This window comes from Candidatus Hydrogenedens sp. (genome assembly GCA_035378955.1).
In the GTDB taxonomy this organism is placed as follows: Bacteria; Hydrogenedentota; Hydrogenedentia; order Hydrogenedentales; family Hydrogenedentaceae; genus Hydrogenedens.
This window is the reverse complement of the sequence record DAOSUS010000010.1, coordinates 49,841-69,040: the sequence shown is the minus strand read 5'-3', so window position 1 is coordinate 69,040 and position 19,200 is coordinate 49,841. Positions and strand designations below refer to the sequence as shown.

General features: G+C 38.5%; 19 protein-coding genes. 7 read left to right on the top strand and 12 right to left on the bottom strand.

All coding sequences use genetic code 11. The features are described 5' to 3' along the window. Positions 1-1,394: nucleoside transporter (locus PLA12_04050; GenBank protein ID HOQ31669.1), on the bottom strand; the 1,394-nt coding region annotated here is incomplete at its 3' end. Between the two features lie 168 nt (positions 1,395-1,562). After that, positions 1,563-2,792 (bottom strand): alginate export family protein, encoded by a 1,230-nt coding sequence (locus PLA12_04045; protein HOQ31668.1) that lies wholly within the window; start codon positions 2,790-2,792, stop codon positions 1,563-1,565. Between the two features lie 507 nt (positions 2,793-3,299). Here PLA12_04045 and PLA12_04040 point away from each other — a divergent pair. The 7 genes from PLA12_04040 (at position 3,300) to lipB (ending at position 9,144) form a co-directional block, all read left to right on the top strand. Continuing rightward, positions 3,300-3,740: a hypothetical protein gene (locus PLA12_04040; protein HOQ31667.1), complete on the top strand. Its 441-nt coding sequence runs from the start codon at positions 3,300-3,302 to the stop codon at positions 3,738-3,740. A gap of 91 nt (positions 3,741-3,831) precedes the next feature. Further along, positions 3,832-4,344 (top strand): homoserine kinase, encoded by a 513-nt coding sequence (gene thrB, locus PLA12_04035; protein HOQ31666.1) that lies wholly within the window; start codon positions 3,832-3,834, stop codon positions 4,342-4,344. Between the two features lie 371 nt (positions 4,345-4,715). Next, the gene (locus PLA12_04030; protein ID HOQ31665.1) at positions 4,716-5,537 is read left to right on the top strand and encodes an SDR family oxidoreductase; all 822 of its coding nucleotides are present in this window, start codon (positions 4,716-4,718) and stop codon (positions 5,535-5,537) included. 193 nt (positions 5,538-5,730) lie between these two features. Next, positions 5,731-6,393 (top strand): hypothetical protein, encoded by a 663-nt coding sequence (locus tag PLA12_04025; protein ID HOQ31664.1) that lies wholly within the window; start codon positions 5,731-5,733, stop codon positions 6,391-6,393. Between the two features lie 6 nt (positions 6,394-6,399). Continuing rightward, on the top strand, positions 6,400-7,329 hold the full coding sequence (rsmA, locus tag PLA12_04020; protein ID HOQ31663.1) for a 16S rRNA (adenine(1518)-N(6)/adenine(1519)-N(6))-dimethyltransferase RsmA: 930 nt from the start codon (positions 6,400-6,402) through the stop codon (positions 7,327-7,329). A 38-nt stretch (positions 7,330-7,367) separates the two neighbouring features. Beyond that, positions 7,368-8,459, top strand: coding sequence for an ATP-binding protein (locus PLA12_04015; GenBank protein ID HOQ31662.1), 1,092 nt, complete (start codon positions 7,368-7,370; stop codon positions 8,457-8,459). Next, on the top strand, positions 8,434-9,144 hold the full coding sequence (lipB, locus tag PLA12_04010; protein ID HOQ31661.1) for a lipoyl(octanoyl) transferase LipB: 711 nt from the start codon (positions 8,434-8,436) through the stop codon (positions 9,142-9,144). The genes PLA12_04015 and lipB overlap by 26 nt, the downstream gene beginning before the upstream one ends. Positions 9,145-9,165: 21 nt before the next feature. Here the strand turns inward: lipB and PLA12_04005 are convergent, their stop codons facing one another. The 10 genes from PLA12_04005 to PLA12_03960 form a co-directional block, all read right to left on the bottom strand. Further along, the gene (locus PLA12_04005) at positions 9,166-9,597 is read right to left on the bottom strand and encodes a PaaI family thioesterase (protein HOQ31660.1); all 432 of its coding nucleotides are present in this window, start codon (positions 9,595-9,597) and stop codon (positions 9,166-9,168) included. 84 nt (positions 9,598-9,681) lie between these two features. Then, positions 9,682-12,693, bottom strand: coding sequence for a secretin N-terminal domain-containing protein (locus PLA12_04000; protein HOQ31659.1), 3,012 nt, complete (start codon positions 12,691-12,693; stop codon positions 9,682-9,684). A 124-nt stretch (positions 12,694-12,817) separates the two neighbouring features. After that, complete coding sequence (locus PLA12_03995) at positions 12,818-13,336, bottom strand: hypothetical protein (GenBank protein ID HOQ31658.1); 519 nt, start codon at positions 13,334-13,336, stop codon at positions 12,818-12,820. Then, positions 13,336-14,385, bottom strand: a complete 1,050-nt coding sequence (locus tag PLA12_03990) for a hypothetical protein (GenBank protein HOQ31657.1) — start codon at positions 14,383-14,385, stop codon at positions 13,336-13,338. Before PLA12_03990 ends, PLA12_03995 begins: the two co-directional genes overlap by 1 nt. Then, on the bottom strand, positions 14,357-15,949 hold the full coding sequence (locus PLA12_03985) for a hypothetical protein (GenBank protein ID HOQ31656.1): 1,593 nt from the start codon (positions 15,947-15,949) through the stop codon (positions 14,357-14,359). Before PLA12_03985 ends, PLA12_03990 begins: the two co-directional genes overlap by 29 nt. Continuing rightward, the gene (locus tag PLA12_03980) at positions 15,939-16,871 is read right to left on the bottom strand and encodes a type II secretion system protein GspK (protein HOQ31655.1); all 933 of its coding nucleotides are present in this window, start codon (positions 16,869-16,871) and stop codon (positions 15,939-15,941) included. Before PLA12_03980 ends, PLA12_03985 begins: the two co-directional genes overlap by 11 nt. Continuing rightward, on the bottom strand, positions 16,868-17,632 hold the full coding sequence (locus tag PLA12_03975) for a prepilin-type N-terminal cleavage/methylation domain-containing protein (GenBank protein HOQ31654.1): 765 nt from the start codon (positions 17,630-17,632) through the stop codon (positions 16,868-16,870). Before PLA12_03975 ends, PLA12_03980 begins: the two co-directional genes overlap by 4 nt. Beyond that, a complete protein-coding gene (locus PLA12_03970) occupies positions 17,605-18,072 on the bottom strand; it encodes a hypothetical protein (protein HOQ31653.1) in 468 nt (155 codons plus the stop codon). The genes PLA12_03975 and PLA12_03970 overlap by 28 nt, the downstream gene beginning before the upstream one ends. Beyond that, positions 18,069-18,590: a GspH/FimT family pseudopilin gene (locus PLA12_03965; protein HOQ31652.1), complete on the bottom strand. Its 522-nt coding sequence runs from the start codon at positions 18,588-18,590 to the stop codon at positions 18,069-18,071. The genes PLA12_03970 and PLA12_03965 overlap by 4 nt, the downstream gene beginning before the upstream one ends. 17 nt (positions 18,591-18,607) lie before the next feature. Beyond that, a complete protein-coding gene (locus PLA12_03960) occupies positions 18,608-19,009 on the bottom strand; it encodes a type II secretion system protein GspG (protein ID HOQ31651.1) in 402 nt (133 codons plus the stop codon). Positions 19,010-19,200: the final 191 nt, after the last annotated feature.

The window sequence follows — 19,200 nt, the reverse complement described above, 5'->3', positions numbered from 1 at the left end:
CGAGCACCCATAAACATAGAAAGGACTATATATAATACAGATGTCATGACCCAAACAGGGACGAATAAAAAGAACAAGTGTAAAATACCACTTTTTTCTAAAGTAATAGCAACGGCTATAGATATTAACCAACTCAATAGAGCAGGCCAATTCATTGCTAACCGTTTTTTCTCAGTCCAGTAACGAGTAAGTCCGATTTTAGGGAATATCCAGTATTCGGTAAATGCTACTGCCCCTAAGGGCATAAGGAGTAGCCCATAATAACCCACAAAATCGAGTAATTTTGTAAATACAAAAGGAGAACAGGCTATAACCGTTGTTCCTGCTCCTGCTAATAAAGTTACTAACCAACGCGGCCAACCGGGAGTAACTGCCTGTAACGCTAATCCTGCACGATATAAGGTAGGATTTGAAGTTGTCCATCCTGCTAATATCACAGCAATTAATCCCGAAAAACCTAATGCTTGTGTTGCTACGGCACCGGAATCCAATTCAGTAATACTTTTTTGTAGTAGCAAAGCAGCCATAGCACCCATCACACCCGCACATATCCACGCCAAGTAATGACCTAAAAACATACCAAAAGCCGAAAATAAGCCATAGGCGGAGGATTTGGCATAACGGAAAATAGCCATGTCGGACAATCCTCCATGCATTGCCAGATTACATATCCACGCAAAGGCGGCTACATGCCAAAAGGAGATGGGTTCTTTTCCATCTGGACGAACCCCTGTCCATATTTTCTGTGTAGCAATTTGCCAGAAATCATTCCAATTCCGAATATCAACACCGGCTGCAGGTAATAAAGCAATAGCACCTGCAATAAACATCAAAAACATCCACGGTGAACATACGACAGAAAATTGGGATAGTCGTTTAAATCCCAATATCGCCAGAGTCACCACAACCGCACCTACTACCAAAACGACCAGCACAAATCGGAAATCTGTAGGTATCCATTCTGTTTGGGGAGGTATTCCTAAGGGAACACGAACAGCGGAAGCAGATACGGTAATCATACACCCCGCTAATATACAGAATAGAAAGGCATTGAGAACATTATATATCGTTGTTACCACAGGACCAGCAACTTTTCGTAAAAACCAGTATAAAGTTAGTCGCGTTCTAACAGCAATTGGGGCGCATATCAAAGTCCATGTCAATACAGCCATCAAATTTCCAAGTAATAGACCTACAAAAATATCGTATGCATTAACACCCCAACTCACAAACAAAGCACCAATCACAAATTCTGTCCCTGCGACATGTTCACCAGCAAATAAACCAGCAAAGTATCTACCCGGTTGAAGTTTATCATCCGTTACAGGTTCACGCTCAAATTCGTATAACAAATCCAGTGCTTCTGTTGCTTTTATAACTTTCTCTTCACTCAAAGTAGGACCCTTTCTTTTTTAATAGATTTAATTGCAAAACATTTAAAGAAGAAATATATAAAACGATATAAGAATTCGGTATTCATTTTCAAATAAGAACCCCGCAGGGCAAATACCCTGCGGGGCTATAAGGGATTTAACCCTTAAACTTCAAGTCGAATGTTCTGATTAGAAGCTGATTTCGGTCTCTGCGAACAGATAGTTGAAATCCTGGTCTTCAAGAATTTCTTGACCGAAGAAGTGGGAATATCCAGCGCGGATAACTAAGTCTTCACTGTAGTTGTAAGCACCTGTTAACTGAATTTCCCAACCTAATTCATCGTCAGCACCCCAGTCTTCATCGGCTACATAGTACTGTCCTTCAAGACCAAGTTTTACTGCTTCGGTCGGCTGGACACCTAAACCAAGGCGATAGACGAATACATTGGTGATTTGAGTTTGGTCTAAGAAATCACTGTATTCCCAGTTGGAGAATAAGCGATTGAAAGCAAAATCGAAATCATCTTTGGCGAACCAATTGTGGTCATAGTCCGGTCCTTCAAGATAAGCAAAACCGGCATAAACGCGAGGCTGCCAGGAGATGTCGAATGTATAACCGGCTTCTAAGTTAACACCCCATGCATTATAGTCACGGTCAACACCGAAAATCCACCAACCGGTGTCCTCAGCATCACCTAACTGATATGCAACTTCGGCTTCAAAGTCGAAGGCACCGACTTTGCCAGCACCACGAAGACCTAATGTATGAAGGTCGGATTCAAGTGCTGTTGCATCGTCGCGGACATACATCCAGTAGGCATCAATAACGATGTCTTCAAGACCTGTGTAACTGCCATAAATAGCATAGAGGTCGATATCATCTTCTGCGAAATCACCCATGGATTCGGCTAATTTAGCTGCGATGGCATCGACACTGACCATATCCGTTACATAGCTCAAACGAAGAGCATCCCAAGAAAGACCTGTGAAGCCCCAGCGTTTGTCATTTGTGCCAACAAGCCAGCCACTGCCTAATGTGATTTCCTGACGACCGACACGGGCACGAAGCGGGGTTCCCCACATCTCACGGGCTTCGATATAGGCTTGATAAACTTCTACATCATCAACGCTCGCCTGACGAGCATCTACACCCGTGATGTAGTTCTGGGAACGAAAATCTTCGCCCCAAATGTCATAGCTGTCTAATTCGATGAATGCAGTCACTTCATCTGTGAAGTCTGCTTTCACATTTAATCTGGTTCTCTGTTCGATGAAGCTGGATTCACCGGCATCATCATAATCTAACCAGTTTGCACGAATACGAATTTTACCACCGACTTCTACATTTTGAAGTTCGGCATAAGCCATAGTACCAAGAAGTACTAAAGATACTGCAATAACTAACATACCTTTACGCATAGTTTTTACTCCTTACAGTTTTATTTAATATGAGGTAATTTTGTTTATTTCAGTGTCTGCCCTCACAGACACCTATATATTAAGTTTATCGGACACATCGCCCATCCCAACTCCAGCGAGTTATCTCTTTATTTTTCATTCCTCCTTTCTGCTCGCAGATTTCGGAATTGGTGACGATGAACTTTCATATTAAATTTGAACTATGTTATCACATAATAAAACCCTTTGTCAAATAAAAATATTCAAAATTTTAAAAAATTTTTTGCCCCAAAAAACACAATATATTGTGTGAATTAACAAACATTATCACTATATAGCAATTAAAAAGAATAAATAACCTTTATTAATTCCATAATTTTTTGACTATAAAAACACGCAAAGGAAAAATATCTGAAAAATAAATGGAAATCAAAATATTTTTTCTCCTGACTCTTAATAAAATCTTATTGAATTTTTTAATCATCAATAAAATTTTTAATCATCAATAAAAATATAAGGAGTCAGAAGATGAAAAAGGATGTTAAGAAAAATAATTGTAAATCTAATGGAGGACACAGAGAACCTTCCGATAATTTTCGAAATATAGTCTTTGTGTCATCTCAATTTTTAGAAGAGATTTCTGAAGCCCAGTCTTTGTGGTATGAAACACCCGAAGAAATTGAAAGAAAAATTGAATGGAGCAAGGAAAAAGCCCAGCTTTTGAATTGGGTGAAGAAGCAGATGGAACGGAAATTAAGTATCAAAGAAAGGAAATATATTGAGCATTATTACTTACAAGGGGAAACGCTTGAGTTTATCTCCAAAAAATTTCATAGCCACCCAGCCAATATTCATCGAACTATACGACGCGGGATAAAAAAACTCATTCAACTAACAAAAAATGAAAATCTCCGATTTCATGTAGTTCGTATGAAACGATCAAAGAAATTTGCTCGTAAAATCAAATAAAATTTTTCTGAATATAGAATTTTATTTTTTCACTTCATAAATATAAAATATCTGTAATTTTTTAATCTTAATTTGAAATGTGGAGTAGAAAATGCAGAAGAAAAATATTGTACTTATTGGTATGCCATGGTCTGGAAAAAGCACTATTGGTGTATTATTGGCAAAATCTTTGCAATGGAATTTTTTAGATACCGATTTACTAATACAATCGGATACAGGCCAATCTTTGCAACAGATTATTGATGAACAAGGTGTTGAGAAATTTCGGCACATAGAGGAAAAATATGTGCTATCCATTCATCCTGAAAAATGTGTTATAGCCACAGGTGGAAGTGTTGTATATAGTGATAAAGCCATGGAGTATTTGAAAAATCTCGGGACAATTATTTATCTTCAATATCCCTTTGAAGAAATTAACCGACGAGCAAAAAGTGTAGATGAACGGGGTCTGGTTCGAACAAAAGGACAAACCTTGTTTGATTTGTATCAAGAACGGACACCATTATATGAACGATGGGCAGAAATTACTATTGAATGTAATCAACAAAATCACGAACAAGTTGTTGAGAATATTCTATCTGCTATCCAAACAAAATATTCCTGAATTGTTAAAAAATCTTTGCATGGTTTTTGACCTTTTGGTATACTTACTTTCAAAGAGAATGAAAAAAGCAAGCAAATAAAAAACATATAAAACAAAGAGGATATATATATGGTTGAAATTTTAACGGTGATATTTATTTTTCTTATGGATGTAGTTCTTTTTTTCCTTGCTATTTTTGGTTACAACGAACTTTTTTAATTTCTCAGGAATAGGAGTATAAAACAGTGGGAATTTTAGATGACCTTGCATATATCGGTTTATGGATAATGGGTCTTCTTATAAAGGTCCTTGCCATATTTTCCGGAATATACCTATTTTCTTTATAACAATATAAATCTATTAAGAGGCTTTATCCCTTAGGAGAAAATTCTATGCCTCAAACTTTCTTTTTAACAGGTTGTGCCAGTGGTATGGGTAGGCACATGACCACCGTTTTCGTAAGACAGGGTCATCGCGTAGTCGCAACCGATATTGCGGGTGAAAGATTAGAACAAATAGCCAGTGAAGAAGGCTGGTCCCCATCGCAGGTTCGGCTCTTTCAATTGGATGTTACCAACTATGAAGCATGGGAAGAAGTTTTCAATAAAGCGATAAAAGAATGGGAAGGGATTGATGTTACGATTAATTTTGCCGGATTGCTTCTTTCCTCTTGGGTAACAGAGACACCTTTGAAAGAAATCCACTCACAAATTGATGTAAATCTCAAAGGAACTATATTTGGGACACAAATATCCGCTCGACACATGGTTGAACGCGGACATGGTCATATCATTAATATTTCCTCTATTGCAGGTGTTGTTCCTGTCCCCGGTTTATCCATTTACTCTGCAAGTAAACATGCCGTTCGTGCTTATTCTCTATCTGCAGGTATGGAACTTCGCAAAAAAGGGGTGTTTGTTACTGTAATTTGTCCAGCCACCGTTCAAACACCTATGTTAGATAATCAACTGAATGTAGATGCAGCAGAACTTTACTTTTCTGGATTACGAATTCTAACCGTTCATGATATTGAAAAAGCAATTGTAAAACGAGCATTACGCAAAAAGCCTATGGAAATTTTCCTGCCTCGCTTTAAGGTTAAACTATTTCAGTTCGTATCGCTTATGCCACGGTTAGGACCGTACATCTCACCGATATATCAATGGGCAGGTAGATGGCGACAGAACCGTAGGCGAAAAAAATCTTCTAAATAAAAATTCCCATCTTATTATCTTTTTGAAAGCCAAATAAGATATATCAAAAACATTCATCTTGTTATATTTTTTTTGTATGCTTGTGGTAATAAAATCTTTTTCCGCTTTGACTACTCATTAGTTATCTTTTTTCGTTATAATAAATACCATATCGTTAACACTTTAAATCTTTTATCAGTTAGAAGGAACTTTAATGAAACAAATTATTTGTTCAATCACAGCATTATTCTTTTTCTGTTTTATTTTCTGCTCTTGTATCCCCAGTCAGCCCACACCTCAAAAGCCTCCCGAAATGGCTGAACCCGTCACATCATCCGTTCCTACTCCACCACCTGAAATCCCCTCCGAACAAAAACCTATTTCGGGTACAGAAACTAAATCAGATACAACTATTGCGAAACAACCATCAGAAACTTCTACTCCCACAGATAAAAAAGCCCATGCCACAGTGCGTTTTGGAGTAGCGGGAGCAGGATTTCCTTTCTCTATACAACAAACACCTCTGGTCGGTCAGGAAGGATTTTCTATTAAAGGTTCTTTTGGACTTAGCGGCATAATAACCCGACCGGACCCAACCAAAGATTTATGGGTGTTTTCCGGACAATTTGAACTCCCTTCTGAAGATTATAAAATTGGCGAAGTAACTTATGATGTTCTTAATGCACCCATAGAATACTATACGCAAAAAAAGCCTTTACCCCCGAACCTTATTCCTCAAGTTATGATAACAATACCCGTAAAATTACCACCCAACGCAAAAGATGAAAAAGGAGATGTAAAAGTTTCATTCCGTCTTGAAATTCCTGTTTCTGCCAAAGCCCAGTTCCTTTTCACACTGGTAGATAAATCCTCATAATCCAATATGGAACGCTCTAAAAAAGAAACGAAAACACTTTCCCCTATTCCCTCTCTTGAAGGATTGCGATTGGAAAAACCCTCCTTAAAAGAGTTGTGCCAAAAATATAATATCCGTTTTAAAAAACGATTGGGACAAAATCTACTTCTTGATGATAATATCCATCGTATTATGGTGGAAGCGGCTCATCTGAACAAAGATGATGCGGTAATAGAAGTAGGAGCTGGATTGGGAGCCCTTACCTGGCATCTGGTGCAACATGCAGGCAAAGTGCTTGCTGTAGAAATAGACCCTTCTTTTATGCCCTGTTTAGAAGACCGATTTGGAAACCTGCCTCATGTAAAATTATTCCGTGGGGATATATTAAATCATGAATTAGAAGACCTCGTTCATGAATTTATCCCTGATGCTCAACATTATAAAATGATTTCCAATTTGCCCTATTATATCACTACTCCTATCTTGTTCCATTTTTTAGAATCATCGGTAAATGTTGAACTGATTGTCATTATGGTTCAATACGAAGTTGGACTACGGATGTCCGCAGGATTTGGGACTAAAGATTATGGGGTGTTAAGTCTTGCTGTCCAGTCCCTGTACCATGTAGATTTGATACATTCTGTTCCGCGAACTTGTTTTGTGCCGCGTCCTGAAGTAGATAGTTGTATTATCCGATTGCGAAAAATTATACCTCCACTCATGACGGAAGAGAAAAGGAAAAAAGTGCTTCAAATTATTCGCTCCGCCTTTTCGCAACGAAGAAAAAGCCTTAAAAACGCATTGGGTAAATCTCCCCTGTTGTCCTATTCCACCTCCCAGGTATTAACCGCATTGCATACGGCGGGCATAGACCCATCGCGTCGTGCAGAGACATTAACATGGAACGATTTTGTCCTGCTCACCGAGACTTTAGAAAATCTTGAACCCAATACTTAAAAAATTATAATCTAATATAATTATTGAGAAGATATTTTATGAATAATTCCATTGACTTCATAGCCCAGAGCGTAATACAAAATCTGGAAAGTGGTGTCCTTGTAATCAATGATGAAGGGGATATCCTGCTTGTCAATCCATCTGCTTTGAAACATCTGAAACTGAAGCATCACATATTGCAGCCTGGAAAAAATATTTTTCATATTAAAGAATTAACTCCCTTTGTAGAGATTTATAAAGAGTTGCTTGATAAGAAAGAGTCCATTTCACGAAGAAAAATAACATTAGACATTGAAGAAGAAAATATATTAGGTTTAACCAGTTCCTTAATTAAAGAGGGAGATAAAATTCTTGGAGCTGTCTTTTTATTCACAGACCTGACACAGATAAAAAAATTACAACACGAAGCGGAGGTTAACAAACAGTTAGCCCAGATTGGAACACTAACGGCAAGTATTGTCCATGAGTTTCGTAATCCTCTGGGTGTTATTTCAGGCATGACAGAGTTTTTAATCCAGAAAACAGCGGATAAGCCCGAACTTATAAAAAATTTAAATCTTATTTTGAAGGAAACGGAACAGTTAAATCTTCTGGTAAATCAGTTTCTTAGTTTTGCAAGACCCCAGGAAGTGTATATTCAAAAGCAAACCACTGATTTCGTTATCGAAAAAGCAATAAATATTTGCTCCCATATTATTGAGAAACATTCCGCAATTATAGAAGTAAAAAAAATCCCTAAAAATCTTCAATTTATATTTGCTGATGCGGACAAGTTATCCACGGCTATTGCCAATCTAATCCGCAATGCTATTGAGGTGCAAATGGAACAAGATAAAAAATGGGTGCGAATTTCTGTTGATTCGGACGGAGAATGCATTATTATCCGTATCGAAGATGAAGGACCGGGGCTTCCTGAAAAAATAAAAAAACATGAACTTTTTAAACCTTTTGTTACAAAGAAAAAAGGCGGGACAGGGTTGGGACTATCCATTGTGCAAAGAATTGTTATGGGGCATCGGGGTTGGGTAAATTGTCATAACCGACAACCCAGAGGTGCTATATTTGAAATAGGTATTCCTTTAGAGCCTGCTGTAGATTTCCCAAATGAAATCCCTCCAAAAACGGGATAAGAAGGCAGAAATCCGTTCCATGCTTGAAGTACTCATTTACAAAAATCCACAAGATTACGATACTATTTACCAGCAACAAATAGAGCGAAGGGATAAATTACAAAACGGTATGGCAGAAGAATATCTTATTCTTCTTGAACATACTCCTGTTTTTACGGCAGGACGACAATTTCAGCAGGAACATCTCCTTATCTCTCCAGAACTTTGTAAAGAACGAGGTATTCGTTTCTTACACGCAGACCGCGGAGGAGACATAACCTATCATGGGCCCGGACAATTAGTAGGTTATCCTATTCTTAATCTTGCAACCCGTGCGATGTCTGTCCATCAGTATATCCGTAAATTAGAAGAGGCGATAATGGATACCCTTGCCTGCTATCACATTTCCACACAAACAATAAAGTCTCTTACAGGTGTCTGGGTCGAAAATAGAAAAATTGCTGCTATTGGAATTGGAGTAAAAAATAGTATTACATGGCATGGATTTAGTATTAACATAAATCTTGACTTAACTCCTTTTCAATGGATTATCCCTTGTGGAATATCCGATAAAAAAGTTACCTCATTAAAAAATGAATTAAATAGAAATAGAACCTGTCCCACTCGTGAAGAATTTATCCGCATTTTCCTCCCTATTTTTTGCAAGCATTTCTGTATATCGGAACTATCTATAACGGAAATTTAATACTCTATCAATCTTTTTGTATCACAATTCTATCTCACCGATTTTGTAGAAAGTGCCTTTTCCATATCCAATGATATTTTTTCCAGAATAAACCTTCCCCTCTGCAAATATTACCTGTTTCCCCGCATGGACTACTTTACCTTCTGCATGTAAAGTCTTATCAAACTCACCCCCTTTAGGAAATGATATCGAAATATCTACAGTTACAGATTTGATACCTAAACTTCGCACTGCATTGCCCATAACCGCATCTAACAGCGACATAACCAATCCCCCATGAATAAATCCCATAGGATTGGCATGTTTGGCCTCCGGCATTGCAGACATTACCACTTCTCCTTTTGATACCGAGTTCAGATGAATTCCTAACAAGTTATAATAGGGAGTTGTTTCGATAGATTGATATAGATAATCAAATAATTTTCTATCTATTCCTTTATTTTCTGGTTCCATTATTTTCCTCCACAATTATTTTACTGGTTAAAACAATACCCCACTCTATATCTCTGAAAAAACCATTAATAAATACCAATTACTTTACTTTGATTTGTCTTGTGTTTCTTCCGAAGGTTCAACTGCTTGTATAGGTGCGTTATTTACTTCCGAATGCTCACCGGGCAATGCGACTATAGGTTCATTAGTATAGTCATATTCAATTGTCAAACCACATTTTTCAATCACTCCTTTTACATCATTAATAACATTGTCGGGTGTGCGAAGTGATTTTCTTAATAATACTTTTTTCTTCCCTTTACCTTTTTCTTTTTCGAGTAATTGAGGTAATTCGGACAAATGAACTTTTTGACCACCCATAAATAGGGTTCCGTTACTTCCTACAGAAACGCGTATTTCCGATTTACGGTCGGGATATGCCTGTTCATGAAGTTTACCCCAGAGATTGCGGGATTCATAACGAACATCCTCTGAAATTTTGTCCTCAGCACGGGTAAGCATTTCCGCTTCCGGATGGGTATATTCATCAACAACTGTGGTGGTTATAAAAATAAGCAAATTATCGTTCCTTGCGGCCCGTGATGGATTTCGGAACAACTTACCTAAAAGTGGAATATCTCCTAACAATGGCGTCTTTGTAACTAGATGAGAACTCCGACTTCTCCGCAATCCTCCCAAAACTACCGTCTCACCGCTTTGCACACGAAGTTGCGTTTCTGCATGGCGTATAGTTTTCTCAGGCACCGTAGATGTCTGGTCGTAGGCTTTAATTTCTTTATCTTTATACGAGCTATCTTCAGCACTAATATCTAATAGAATACTATTATCCTCTGTAATACGAGGAACAACTGATAAGATAGTTCCCACATCAATAAATTCTACCCGATTGTAGCCACCGTAATAGCCACCATAATAAGGATAACTATAATAAGGGTTATATTGGTTATACTGGTTGTATTGACTATTTGTATTGGTACCCGTTGTAGTTTGACGATATGAATAAGTATATGGAGAATATCCTCCTGCGGTTCCCGATATATACGGCACGCGTGTAGCGTTCTCAAAGATGGCTTCTTCTCCATCCTGAACCACCACTCGCGGTGAAGAAAGGATAGTTGCCTTGTTTTGGCGGTCAAGATAATTTAAGGCTACGGATAGATTATTCCCGAGAAAATGGTCAACAACAGGTTTGTTCTGAAGTGTCTGAAGTTGTGGGCGTGTAATGTTGCCACTATTATCTACAGTCAAAGGACCAAAACGCGGAACCAATGACGGCAGTTGCCCGACACTCATAGATTCCCCACTTCCAGAGGGAGAGGCAATATCTTTTACACCGGAACCTCCATGGATAACGATTGGCACATTGCCCGAAGTTCCGTAGTAAGACCAATTAATACCTAAGGAGCGTTCCAACTCCGTATCCATTTCCACAATGAATGCTTCAATCAATACCTGTTTCCGCTTAACATCCCATGTCTTTATTAATTCATCAATTTCTGCAATTCGACTGGGCAAAGCCGTTACCGTTATCTGATGGGTTGTGTCATCTACAATAACCTGTCCCATGTCCGAAGGAACAAGATTTTCTAACTGGTCTGCAATAAAATCAATATCTGCATATTTAATTACCCAGGTGCGTGTTTCAAGCCGTATATCTAAGGTCTTTATAAATTCACCAATACGGTCTAATCGTGAAGGCAAATCCGTAACGATAATAACATTGGTGCGTGGGTCTACTTGAACGACACCCCTTTGTGAAATCATTTCCCCAAGAGAATCTGCTATATTCTCAACATCTACATATTGGATGGAAAAACTCCTTGTCTCCATAGGAACATCCAGACGGGCCACCACTTCTTCCATTTTCTCTAATGATGTAGGGGAATCCCAAACAAAGATATTTCCACTTCGCGTATCTACCAGAAGACTTCCGTTCGGAGTTAACATAGAAGTCAAAACGGATTCTACATCGGAAACATCTGCATGCTTAATTGTAAAAATTTTCTTTTCCAGCGGGACATCCAATTCCTTAACTGTCTTCTCCATTTGCTTAATATTGTCTTCAATATCCCACACATAGATTACGCCGGTTCGTGTATCGGTTATCATTTTCCCTATTCCAGACAAAAGGGAGGATAGAATGGCTTCCATATAGGATATATCGGCGTTATTAATTTTAAATTCATGCGGTTTTAAATCCCCAAATTTTTTAATTAACCACTCTTCCTTTGTAAAAACACGCATAAAATTTGTCTTTTCATCAAATTCATAAAAAATATCGTAAAACTTTAATACTTCTAACGCTTCTTTTGGTTTTTTATCTACAATCCAGAAATTCATCTGTAAATCTTTGGCACCATCTGAAACAACAATATTCCAGTTTGTTGCTAAATGGATGGCTTCCAGAAATTCTCCTACAGTCATCGGACCCGGCAAAGTTAAGGGTTCGCCCACATCCGGTAATTCGGAGTATTCCAATTTTCTGCTGAATAAAATATCAAAGAAACCAGTGGCTGAGGCTCCTTGCTGTGTTCCTGTGGTTCCAATGGCTTGTCCTATACTAGATAATAAACCTTTGAAACCCGGTGCAGGTGGAGTTGTTCCCGAGGGAGCACCTCCGCCGGTAAGCATTCCTGGGGTTCGGGGTCCTGGAGGTGTAGGGGCAGGTGTTGTTGTTCCTCCTGCAGGGGGAACAGGAGTTGAAGGCTGCTGGACACTTGGACCTTCTTTCTTTCCCGAAGAACTTGTTATGGTTTTAGTCCCTTTAGGTTTTTCTTTCTGTGTTGTTTCCTTTTTGGGTTTTTCTTCTTTAGGTTTTGTTTCTGTTGCTTTTCCTCTATCCATTCCTTCTTTTTGTTGCATATCTTGACTTCTTAAAGAGTGGCCTTGCTGTGACATTCCACCGCCATAACCTGAACCCGGATTATCCAGATTAAATCGTGAAGGTTGTCCACGAACAGAAGAAGATGTCCTGCCGGTATTCCTTGTGGAGGGACGGGCTATAGGACTGGTTGGCGACTGTTGTGAAAAAGAAAAAAAGTCTACAAATAAAAGCACAGAACAAAAAAGAATTATCTGTAAAAATATTTTTTTCATAAATGTTTTTCTTTCTAAATTTTTTTTAATACCCAATATATTTGAAACCATCGTTCTGTCCTTGATGTTTTACATTTTCTTCCTATGTATGATACATAGAGAGAGTATTCCTTCACAAGACAGATTATTCTCGATTTATTGTGTATGGAATTTCTTCCTTTCCTTCTGCCCAGAAATAAACAAATGTTACCGTGTTACGGTCAAAGGATTGCACTTTACAATCTTTTATTGTATCTCCAACTCCGACCAAAACTCCACGAGGTTCTTCCGGTGTAAATATTTTTATTTTTTGTCCAATTTGTTGCCGAGAAGCCTTTACTCCCTGCAACATTTGAGCCACATCGGGTCTTTTAGGAGGTGGTGGTGGAGGTGGTGGCGGCGGAGGCGGTGGTGGCACTAAAGGTTTCCATAAATCTTTTTTATCTATAATTTTTTGACCCCATTCATCAATATCCACATTGGAAGAATCGGATAATCGTGATGAAGGGGGGACAGATTGCAAATCTCTGCTAAGATTTTGCCGTCGCACTTCTGTTGGGTCAAATAAAAGATTCATTACAATTTGGGAAAGGACAAATAAAATCAGTATCCCGATGGCAAATTCACTCCAAAATCCGATTTTTTCTAAATTAAGAGTTCTCATCATCCTGCCTTCATTAATTTTCCATTATAGATAAAAACTTTACTACCCTCACCTTGAACGATAATATGGGGTATTCGTATCCGCAACCGTTCTTGTTTAGATTCGGGTAAAGCCATGCTTAGTCTATAACGATAAATCTTTCCATCATTTTTCAGGGTTTCTTTCCCTTCAAAAACAACATTATCTGGTGATGATAACATGAGATAAGCCTCAGCACGGGTTGATAAATCAATTTCGAGTATCCATTTTTCACCGGGATGGAAAGAACGGACAAAAGAAACTTCCATTGTTTGATGGGTAGATTCAGCAACAAGGAAATCGGATTTTTGAGGGTCTTTTTGTGCCGTAAGTGTTCCTCCTGTGCAATTCCAATCTACTGGGTCAAAACTTAAATTTGTTACGGTAGAAGAGGTTATTCCTTCTGAAGTCATACCTGCCGTAATAATTCGTGTAATATCCATATCCGCACTTACTTTTTCCTCCAGAGGATGTCTACGCAAATCTATATTATCAATACGCAAAGATTGAGGACTGCTTTGTAATCGCTGAAGAAACATAATCATCGAAGTAAAATCCGTAGGTGGCAGTTTTACATTCAAGGTGTATTCGCGGTAATTCTTATCCGTCGTTCTGAGAATTCCCTGTTGTAAGGATGGAATTTCAACAAGGGCACCTGTGCTTGTAATCGTCTTTATAGGTATCCCTTCTTCATTCAACTCCGGGGGATATTTTTGTGCCAGTCTGTATAATTCCTGCCGTAAGCGGTCATGTATTTCTGCCTCAGTCCATTTACTCGAATGCTGACGCGCCACCTGAGCATATTCTGTTTCTACACTCTGTTTGAGCGTTAACTGATGGGTATAATTAATCAAATCTTGCTGTAACCGCTCCATTGTATTTTCCAGTTCGTTGATATATCCCATGGTGGAACGATATATCACATTCATGGCAAACAAAACACACACCACAACGACCCCCAAAATAAGCCTCTTTTCGCGTGTGGAAAATTGTTTCCAGAAATTATGGATTTGAAGGAGCACCTGAACCACTTATATCTTCCTCTTCAATAAACGGTATGGATATCTGATAATCAAAGATAATTTCATTTTGTTCTCGTGTCTGTTGCTCATAAACACTTCTTGCCTGTTGAAAGGCTTTTAAGGAAGTGTTAACTGCCTGTCTCCTGAGGTTTTCCGCAAAAGTATGTATATCATCAATGGATTTTGCCCGTCCCCAGATATTAATTCCTTCGGTTCTCCGATAACTAATCATATTCATATTAACCCGCGGAGGTGTTGCTTCTGTAATTCGGGCAAGATAATCTAAAATGGAACCACTTTTGGCTACTTCCCGTCTTAAAATTTGCAATTGTTGCCGTTTTTCTGCAACTCCTTTTGCATTAGGTTCTAATTCTGCTACTTGTCGTTCTAATTCCTGTATAAATTTCTGACGCTGATATACACTTTCTATAAACCAAGCTACCAGAGAAAGAATAAGAAGGGATACCAGAATTGCTATCCTTGTGATATGTTTCGAAACTTCTTTAAGTTTGTGTGTGGTGAGCAATTCTTCAGGCAATAAATTTAATAAAATGGGCTTATTTTGATATATGGATAGTCCTACCCCTAATAAAGGCAAAGAAATGGGTGTCTTTATATCATCTGTGGGATGGATAAAAGAATAATCATCGGCAGAGAGAATTTTACAGGGAATATCAAGGAATTTATTCAGTTCATCTCGTAATTGGGTATTTACAGGAAAATCAGAACTAATATACACAGTTTCAATAGTAATCTCTGTTTCCGCTTCCCTTTGATAGGAATTTATGGATGTCCTTATCTCACGGAGTATCTCATGGGTTATATCCAAAGCATTTTCCGTTAGGGTCTCTTCTACATTTTGTTTCTCCGGGGCATACTCAACAGAACTTCGAAATGGGTCTAAAACTACTTCTTTATCGGGCGAAACTACAGAAGTTGCCGTTTCACCACTTTCCCAACTCATCCGCACACCTCTCGAAAATCGCAATGTATGGTTATCAAATATAGCCACTTCAATACCTGCTATTGCCAGATGAACAAAAAGGGTATGTGCTTTCTTTGATTTTTTCAAGATTTCAGGAGCAGAGTTTACCAGTAACCCGGTGCTAACCAAAATACCCAAAGGTTCCAAACCTATCTCCCGTAATATTTCTATCTTTTCCTGTATCAGGTCACGGTGGGCTATCGCTACGAATACTCTACTTTGCGAATCGGGAAGTGTTTCCAGAATACACTGAGATATTTGTATTTCTTCCAAAGAATAGGGAACGAACTCCTCCGCACTTAACGATACCATATTTTTGATTTCATCAATATCTTGAGAAGGGAGGGTAACAATTCGTGAAGTAATTTCATGTCTTGGTAGAACAAGATAACATGGTTCGTTAAACCATTTGTTTTCTCTTGCTTTTTTTGCAAGTTGAGAGAAAGCCCCTTCTGTAGAACGATTTGGCTCAAAACTTGTTTCGTAGTTTAAGACTTCCCATGTCTTACGCATTTTTTGAACACGCAACAGGGTATAATGTTCTTCTTCAATCGTTAGAAAAATATATTTATTCCCTTTAGTTTCCAAAAGTTTCCTCCTGCCAACGGATTAGGTTTGCATTTGTGCTGTCAATATATACAACTGCTGTGCAAGCCACCCTTATTTTACCATTTCGTAAAGTAGCATATCCTTTAATCTTATAGCATGTGGAATAAAACATGCAATATTGCTTAATAGCCTCCACAGGGTCCCCAGAAAGACCTGTTTTATCAATTAATTCCTGAATATTACCAAAACCTTTATCATCACTCGTTCCGATTTGTCCATCGGCTCCTGCTCGATATTTCATAATAATACCAATAGCACGGTCTCCCAATTTCGGAATACATTTTAATACCTTTTCAGACGCCGTATTTATATTAATTTTTCCATATCCGTGCACCGTAAACATATCTTTTAAAGCAGGGGTTCGGTCTGTGCCGAACCAATCTTCATCCTTCACCCCTCGTAAATAGCGTAATTCTTCCTCTACCTGAAAGGGAGAAATTCCTTCGTCTTGATGCACGGCTTCTGTTCTGCGTTTCATAATTTGGCGGATAATACCTCGATTTATCCCCTGAACCTCTTCCAGTATTTCTTTCGGCGTTGAATTCAAATTGATTTTACTCTCCTCGTCGGTAATTACAAAAAATACATCATCTTCACTTCTATCCTCATTCCAGTCTAACATTTTAAGGTCTTTAATTAAACTTTTAGGCTGTGCCCAGGGTTGACCTAAGTGGGTTCCTCCAGAATCCTCCGGATTCGCTACATCTATGATGGCCTTATTTCGCAATTCCAGGATACCCCGTTGAACTGCAGCATGTGCCAGCAATCGTGCCTCGCTTACATCCAAACTATATGCAGAAGCACGGCGGTCTAACATAACCCGCCTACCAAAACCCAAAATAACAAAACTCAGCAGAGCAATCATCCAGAGAACCGAGACAAGTATGAAGCCTTTTTTCATAACTCATCCTTTAGCAATTTCTGAAGTTGTTCTTCTGTTAAATGGGCAGAAGGGGCACGAACAGGGAAAACTTCCTTAAACTCTGTTTTCCCTTCCGGTTGGTCGGGGTCATATAAAGCCATTTTAATCTCTATTCCCTGAGGTAACCACCAACAAAGTTTATGTTTTTGGACACGCACAGGCTCCACAGGACTTGGAGGTTCCTTCCAGTTCCTTTTATCATCGTAAGGTATCCAAATATAAGTGATTTCAAATTCCCGAACATTTTCCGCAAGGGTTACTTTCTTTTTTTTCGTTATCTTAACCCGCGAACGATCAAGTTCTCGGTTTGCAGGCGGCACCTTAGGCAAAGCCGTTTCTACCAATGCTTCCTCTCGTTCCAATTTCTTCTGAGCTCGATTGTATTTATACTCAATTCGCATAAGATGTCCCCCTTCTCCTGTGTCCTTATGGAACGGCTCAGTAATAACAAATAAGGTCATCTGCTGGTCGTCTCCCTCAAACAAATGCCCAGCAGAGGCTATAAGATTGTTTATATCCCTGCCTATCAGATTCATTACAAGACGAGCATCTTGTGGAGGATTGACACCTGATTCCAATCGTTTCCATGTTTGGATTGATGAATGAAAAAGAACATAAACGGAAGAAAGAACGATACTCAATAATGTCGTAGCGACAAGAAGTTCCATTAATGTGAACCCTTCCTGTCGGGAACAAGGTAAAAATCGGTTCGTTATTGTTGAGATTCTTCGGGTATCCATAACTTCTCGGGTTGAAAGAAATTCTGGGCATGGACTTCAAATTTCATTCCAGCCCTTTGCCATCGTATCCAGATGTCTACTTTGGTAATATAATCACGAAACATTTTCTCTAAATTCTCACGGAGTTGAGGGGGTAATTCTGCCGGCAATTCAGGTTTGGGTATTGACACTTTGGAAATTTTGTATTGATACGAAAAGCGGTTATAAGGTTCTTCAAAAGTCCCTGATTTTTCACCTTCCACATGTTGCGGTTGTAGTTCGATATCTGCGTTAATTTTTTCTAACAGGAATTTAGCGGTTGTATAGTCATTGGCTTGTCCACGAGTTAATATGGCTTGTTGTAAGGCAGATTGGAAAGTTAGCCCTGCAATACTTAATATGGCCATAGAGAATATCGCCTCAAATAAAATATAACCTATTTTTCGTATGTCCCGTCTCATTTTATTTCAAACCTCCCTAACGCTCCTGTCCATTTAATAAGAATACGCTGGCGACCTCTACCCTGAGGTTCTAATTCAATCTGTCCCATATCAGAAGCACCATTGGGATAGCAAGAAATATAATGCATGCCTGTCTTTCGGTCTTTACCGGCTGTTATACGCGAAATTTTTATTGTTTCTGGTAGGGCAATAACTCCACCCCCATCACCGGTTCCTACCGGCTCAAATTCTTTTTCTCCATCCCGAGATTGGCTTTTCAAACGAAACAAGGAAAATTTTCCGTTCTCATCATTAATAAGCACCCGAAATTCTCGTGATTCGGCTACTGCTTTTTCCTGAGCAAATCGAATTAATGAGGTTATATCTTGTGTGGTATTTCTTATACGGAGTGAATACATGGTGCGATTATATATCGGAATAACCATACCTGTAAGTATGGAAATAAATGCTACAACGACAACTAACTCAAGAAGAGTAAATCCATATTTTGCTTTTTTTTTACAATAAATAATGCGCACCCTGTTTGTATCTTAATTCATTTTTTGGATGTAAGTTCTGTTTTCGATGAAGATGTTACATCATCTTCATTTCCGGGGACACCATCGGGTCCCGCTGAAAAAATTTGATAATCGGCTTTTAATGGGTCCGTGGCTGGCTTATAAATATATGGATTTCCCCATGGGTCGGGACGAATTTCACGGACATAACGACGCTCACCACTGACCAAATCTTCTAAACTTGCAGGGTATTTATCGTTATGGTCTAACGCATACAAGTCCACTGCATTACTGTAGGTTGCTATATCTCCCTTGGCTGCACGGATTTGTGTTTCTCGCACCCTGCCCCCATAATTCATTACAACCATACCTGCAAGAATACCAATAATAATAGTTACCAGGATAAGTTCAATGAGTGTGAAACCTGAATTGTGAGCCATTGTATAAAATTCCTTCTGTAATATTGTTATTTTATAAATCCATTACTATATTATAACGAAATTTCTATCTATATTTTACGACAGACAAACCCTTTTCGCAGTTGAATTCATAAATAAAGTAGAATTATAAAATATACGACATTTTGTTCTTCTCGAAAAACAACTAATTATTAATCCAAAGATAAGGTTAA

Coding starts and splice junctions, on each gene's coding strand:
- lipB (HOQ31661.1), top strand. CDS start 8,434: ATGAAATCCCTCCAAAAACGGGATAAGAAGGCAGAAATCCGTTCCATG.
- thrB (HOQ31666.1), top strand. CDS start 3,832: ATGCAGAAGAAAAATATTGTACTTATTGGTATGCCATGGTCTGGAAAA.
- PLA12_04000 (HOQ31659.1), bottom strand. CDS start 12,693: ATGAAAAAAATATTTTTACAGATAATTCTTTTTTGTTCTGTGCTTTTA.
- PLA12_04015 (HOQ31662.1), top strand. CDS start 7,368: ATGAATAATTCCATTGACTTCATAGCCCAGAGCGTAATACAAAATCTG.
- PLA12_04005 (HOQ31660.1), bottom strand. CDS start 9,597: ATGGAACCAGAAAATAAAGGAATAGATAGAAAATTATTTGATTATCTA.
- PLA12_04045 (HOQ31668.1), bottom strand. CDS start 2,792: ATGCGTAAAGGTATGTTAGTTATTGCAGTATCTTTAGTACTTCTTGGT.
- PLA12_04030 (HOQ31665.1), top strand. CDS start 4,716: ATGCCTCAAACTTTCTTTTTAACAGGTTGTGCCAGTGGTATGGGTAGG.
- rsmA (HOQ31663.1), top strand. CDS start 6,400: ATGGAACGCTCTAAAAAAGAAACGAAAACACTTTCCCCTATTCCCTCT.
- PLA12_03975 (HOQ31654.1), bottom strand. CDS start 17,632: ATGGATACCCGAAGAATCTCAACAATAACGAACCGATTTTTACCTTGT.
- PLA12_03960 (HOQ31651.1), bottom strand. CDS start 19,009: ATGGCTCACAATTCAGGTTTCACACTCATTGAACTTATCCTGGTAACT.
- PLA12_03995 (HOQ31658.1), bottom strand. CDS start 13,336: ATGAGAACTCTTAATTTAGAAAAAATCGGATTTTGGAGTGAATTTGCC.
- PLA12_03970 (HOQ31653.1), bottom strand. CDS start 18,072: ATGAGACGGGACATACGAAAAATAGGTTATATTTTATTTGAGGCGATA.
- PLA12_04040 (HOQ31667.1), top strand. CDS start 3,300: ATGAAAAAGGATGTTAAGAAAAATAATTGTAAATCTAATGGAGGACAC.
- PLA12_03980 (HOQ31655.1), bottom strand. CDS start 16,871: ATGAAAAAAGGCTTCATACTTGTCTCGGTTCTCTGGATGATTGCTCTG.
- PLA12_04025 (HOQ31664.1), top strand. CDS start 5,731: ATGAAACAAATTATTTGTTCAATCACAGCATTATTCTTTTTCTGTTTT.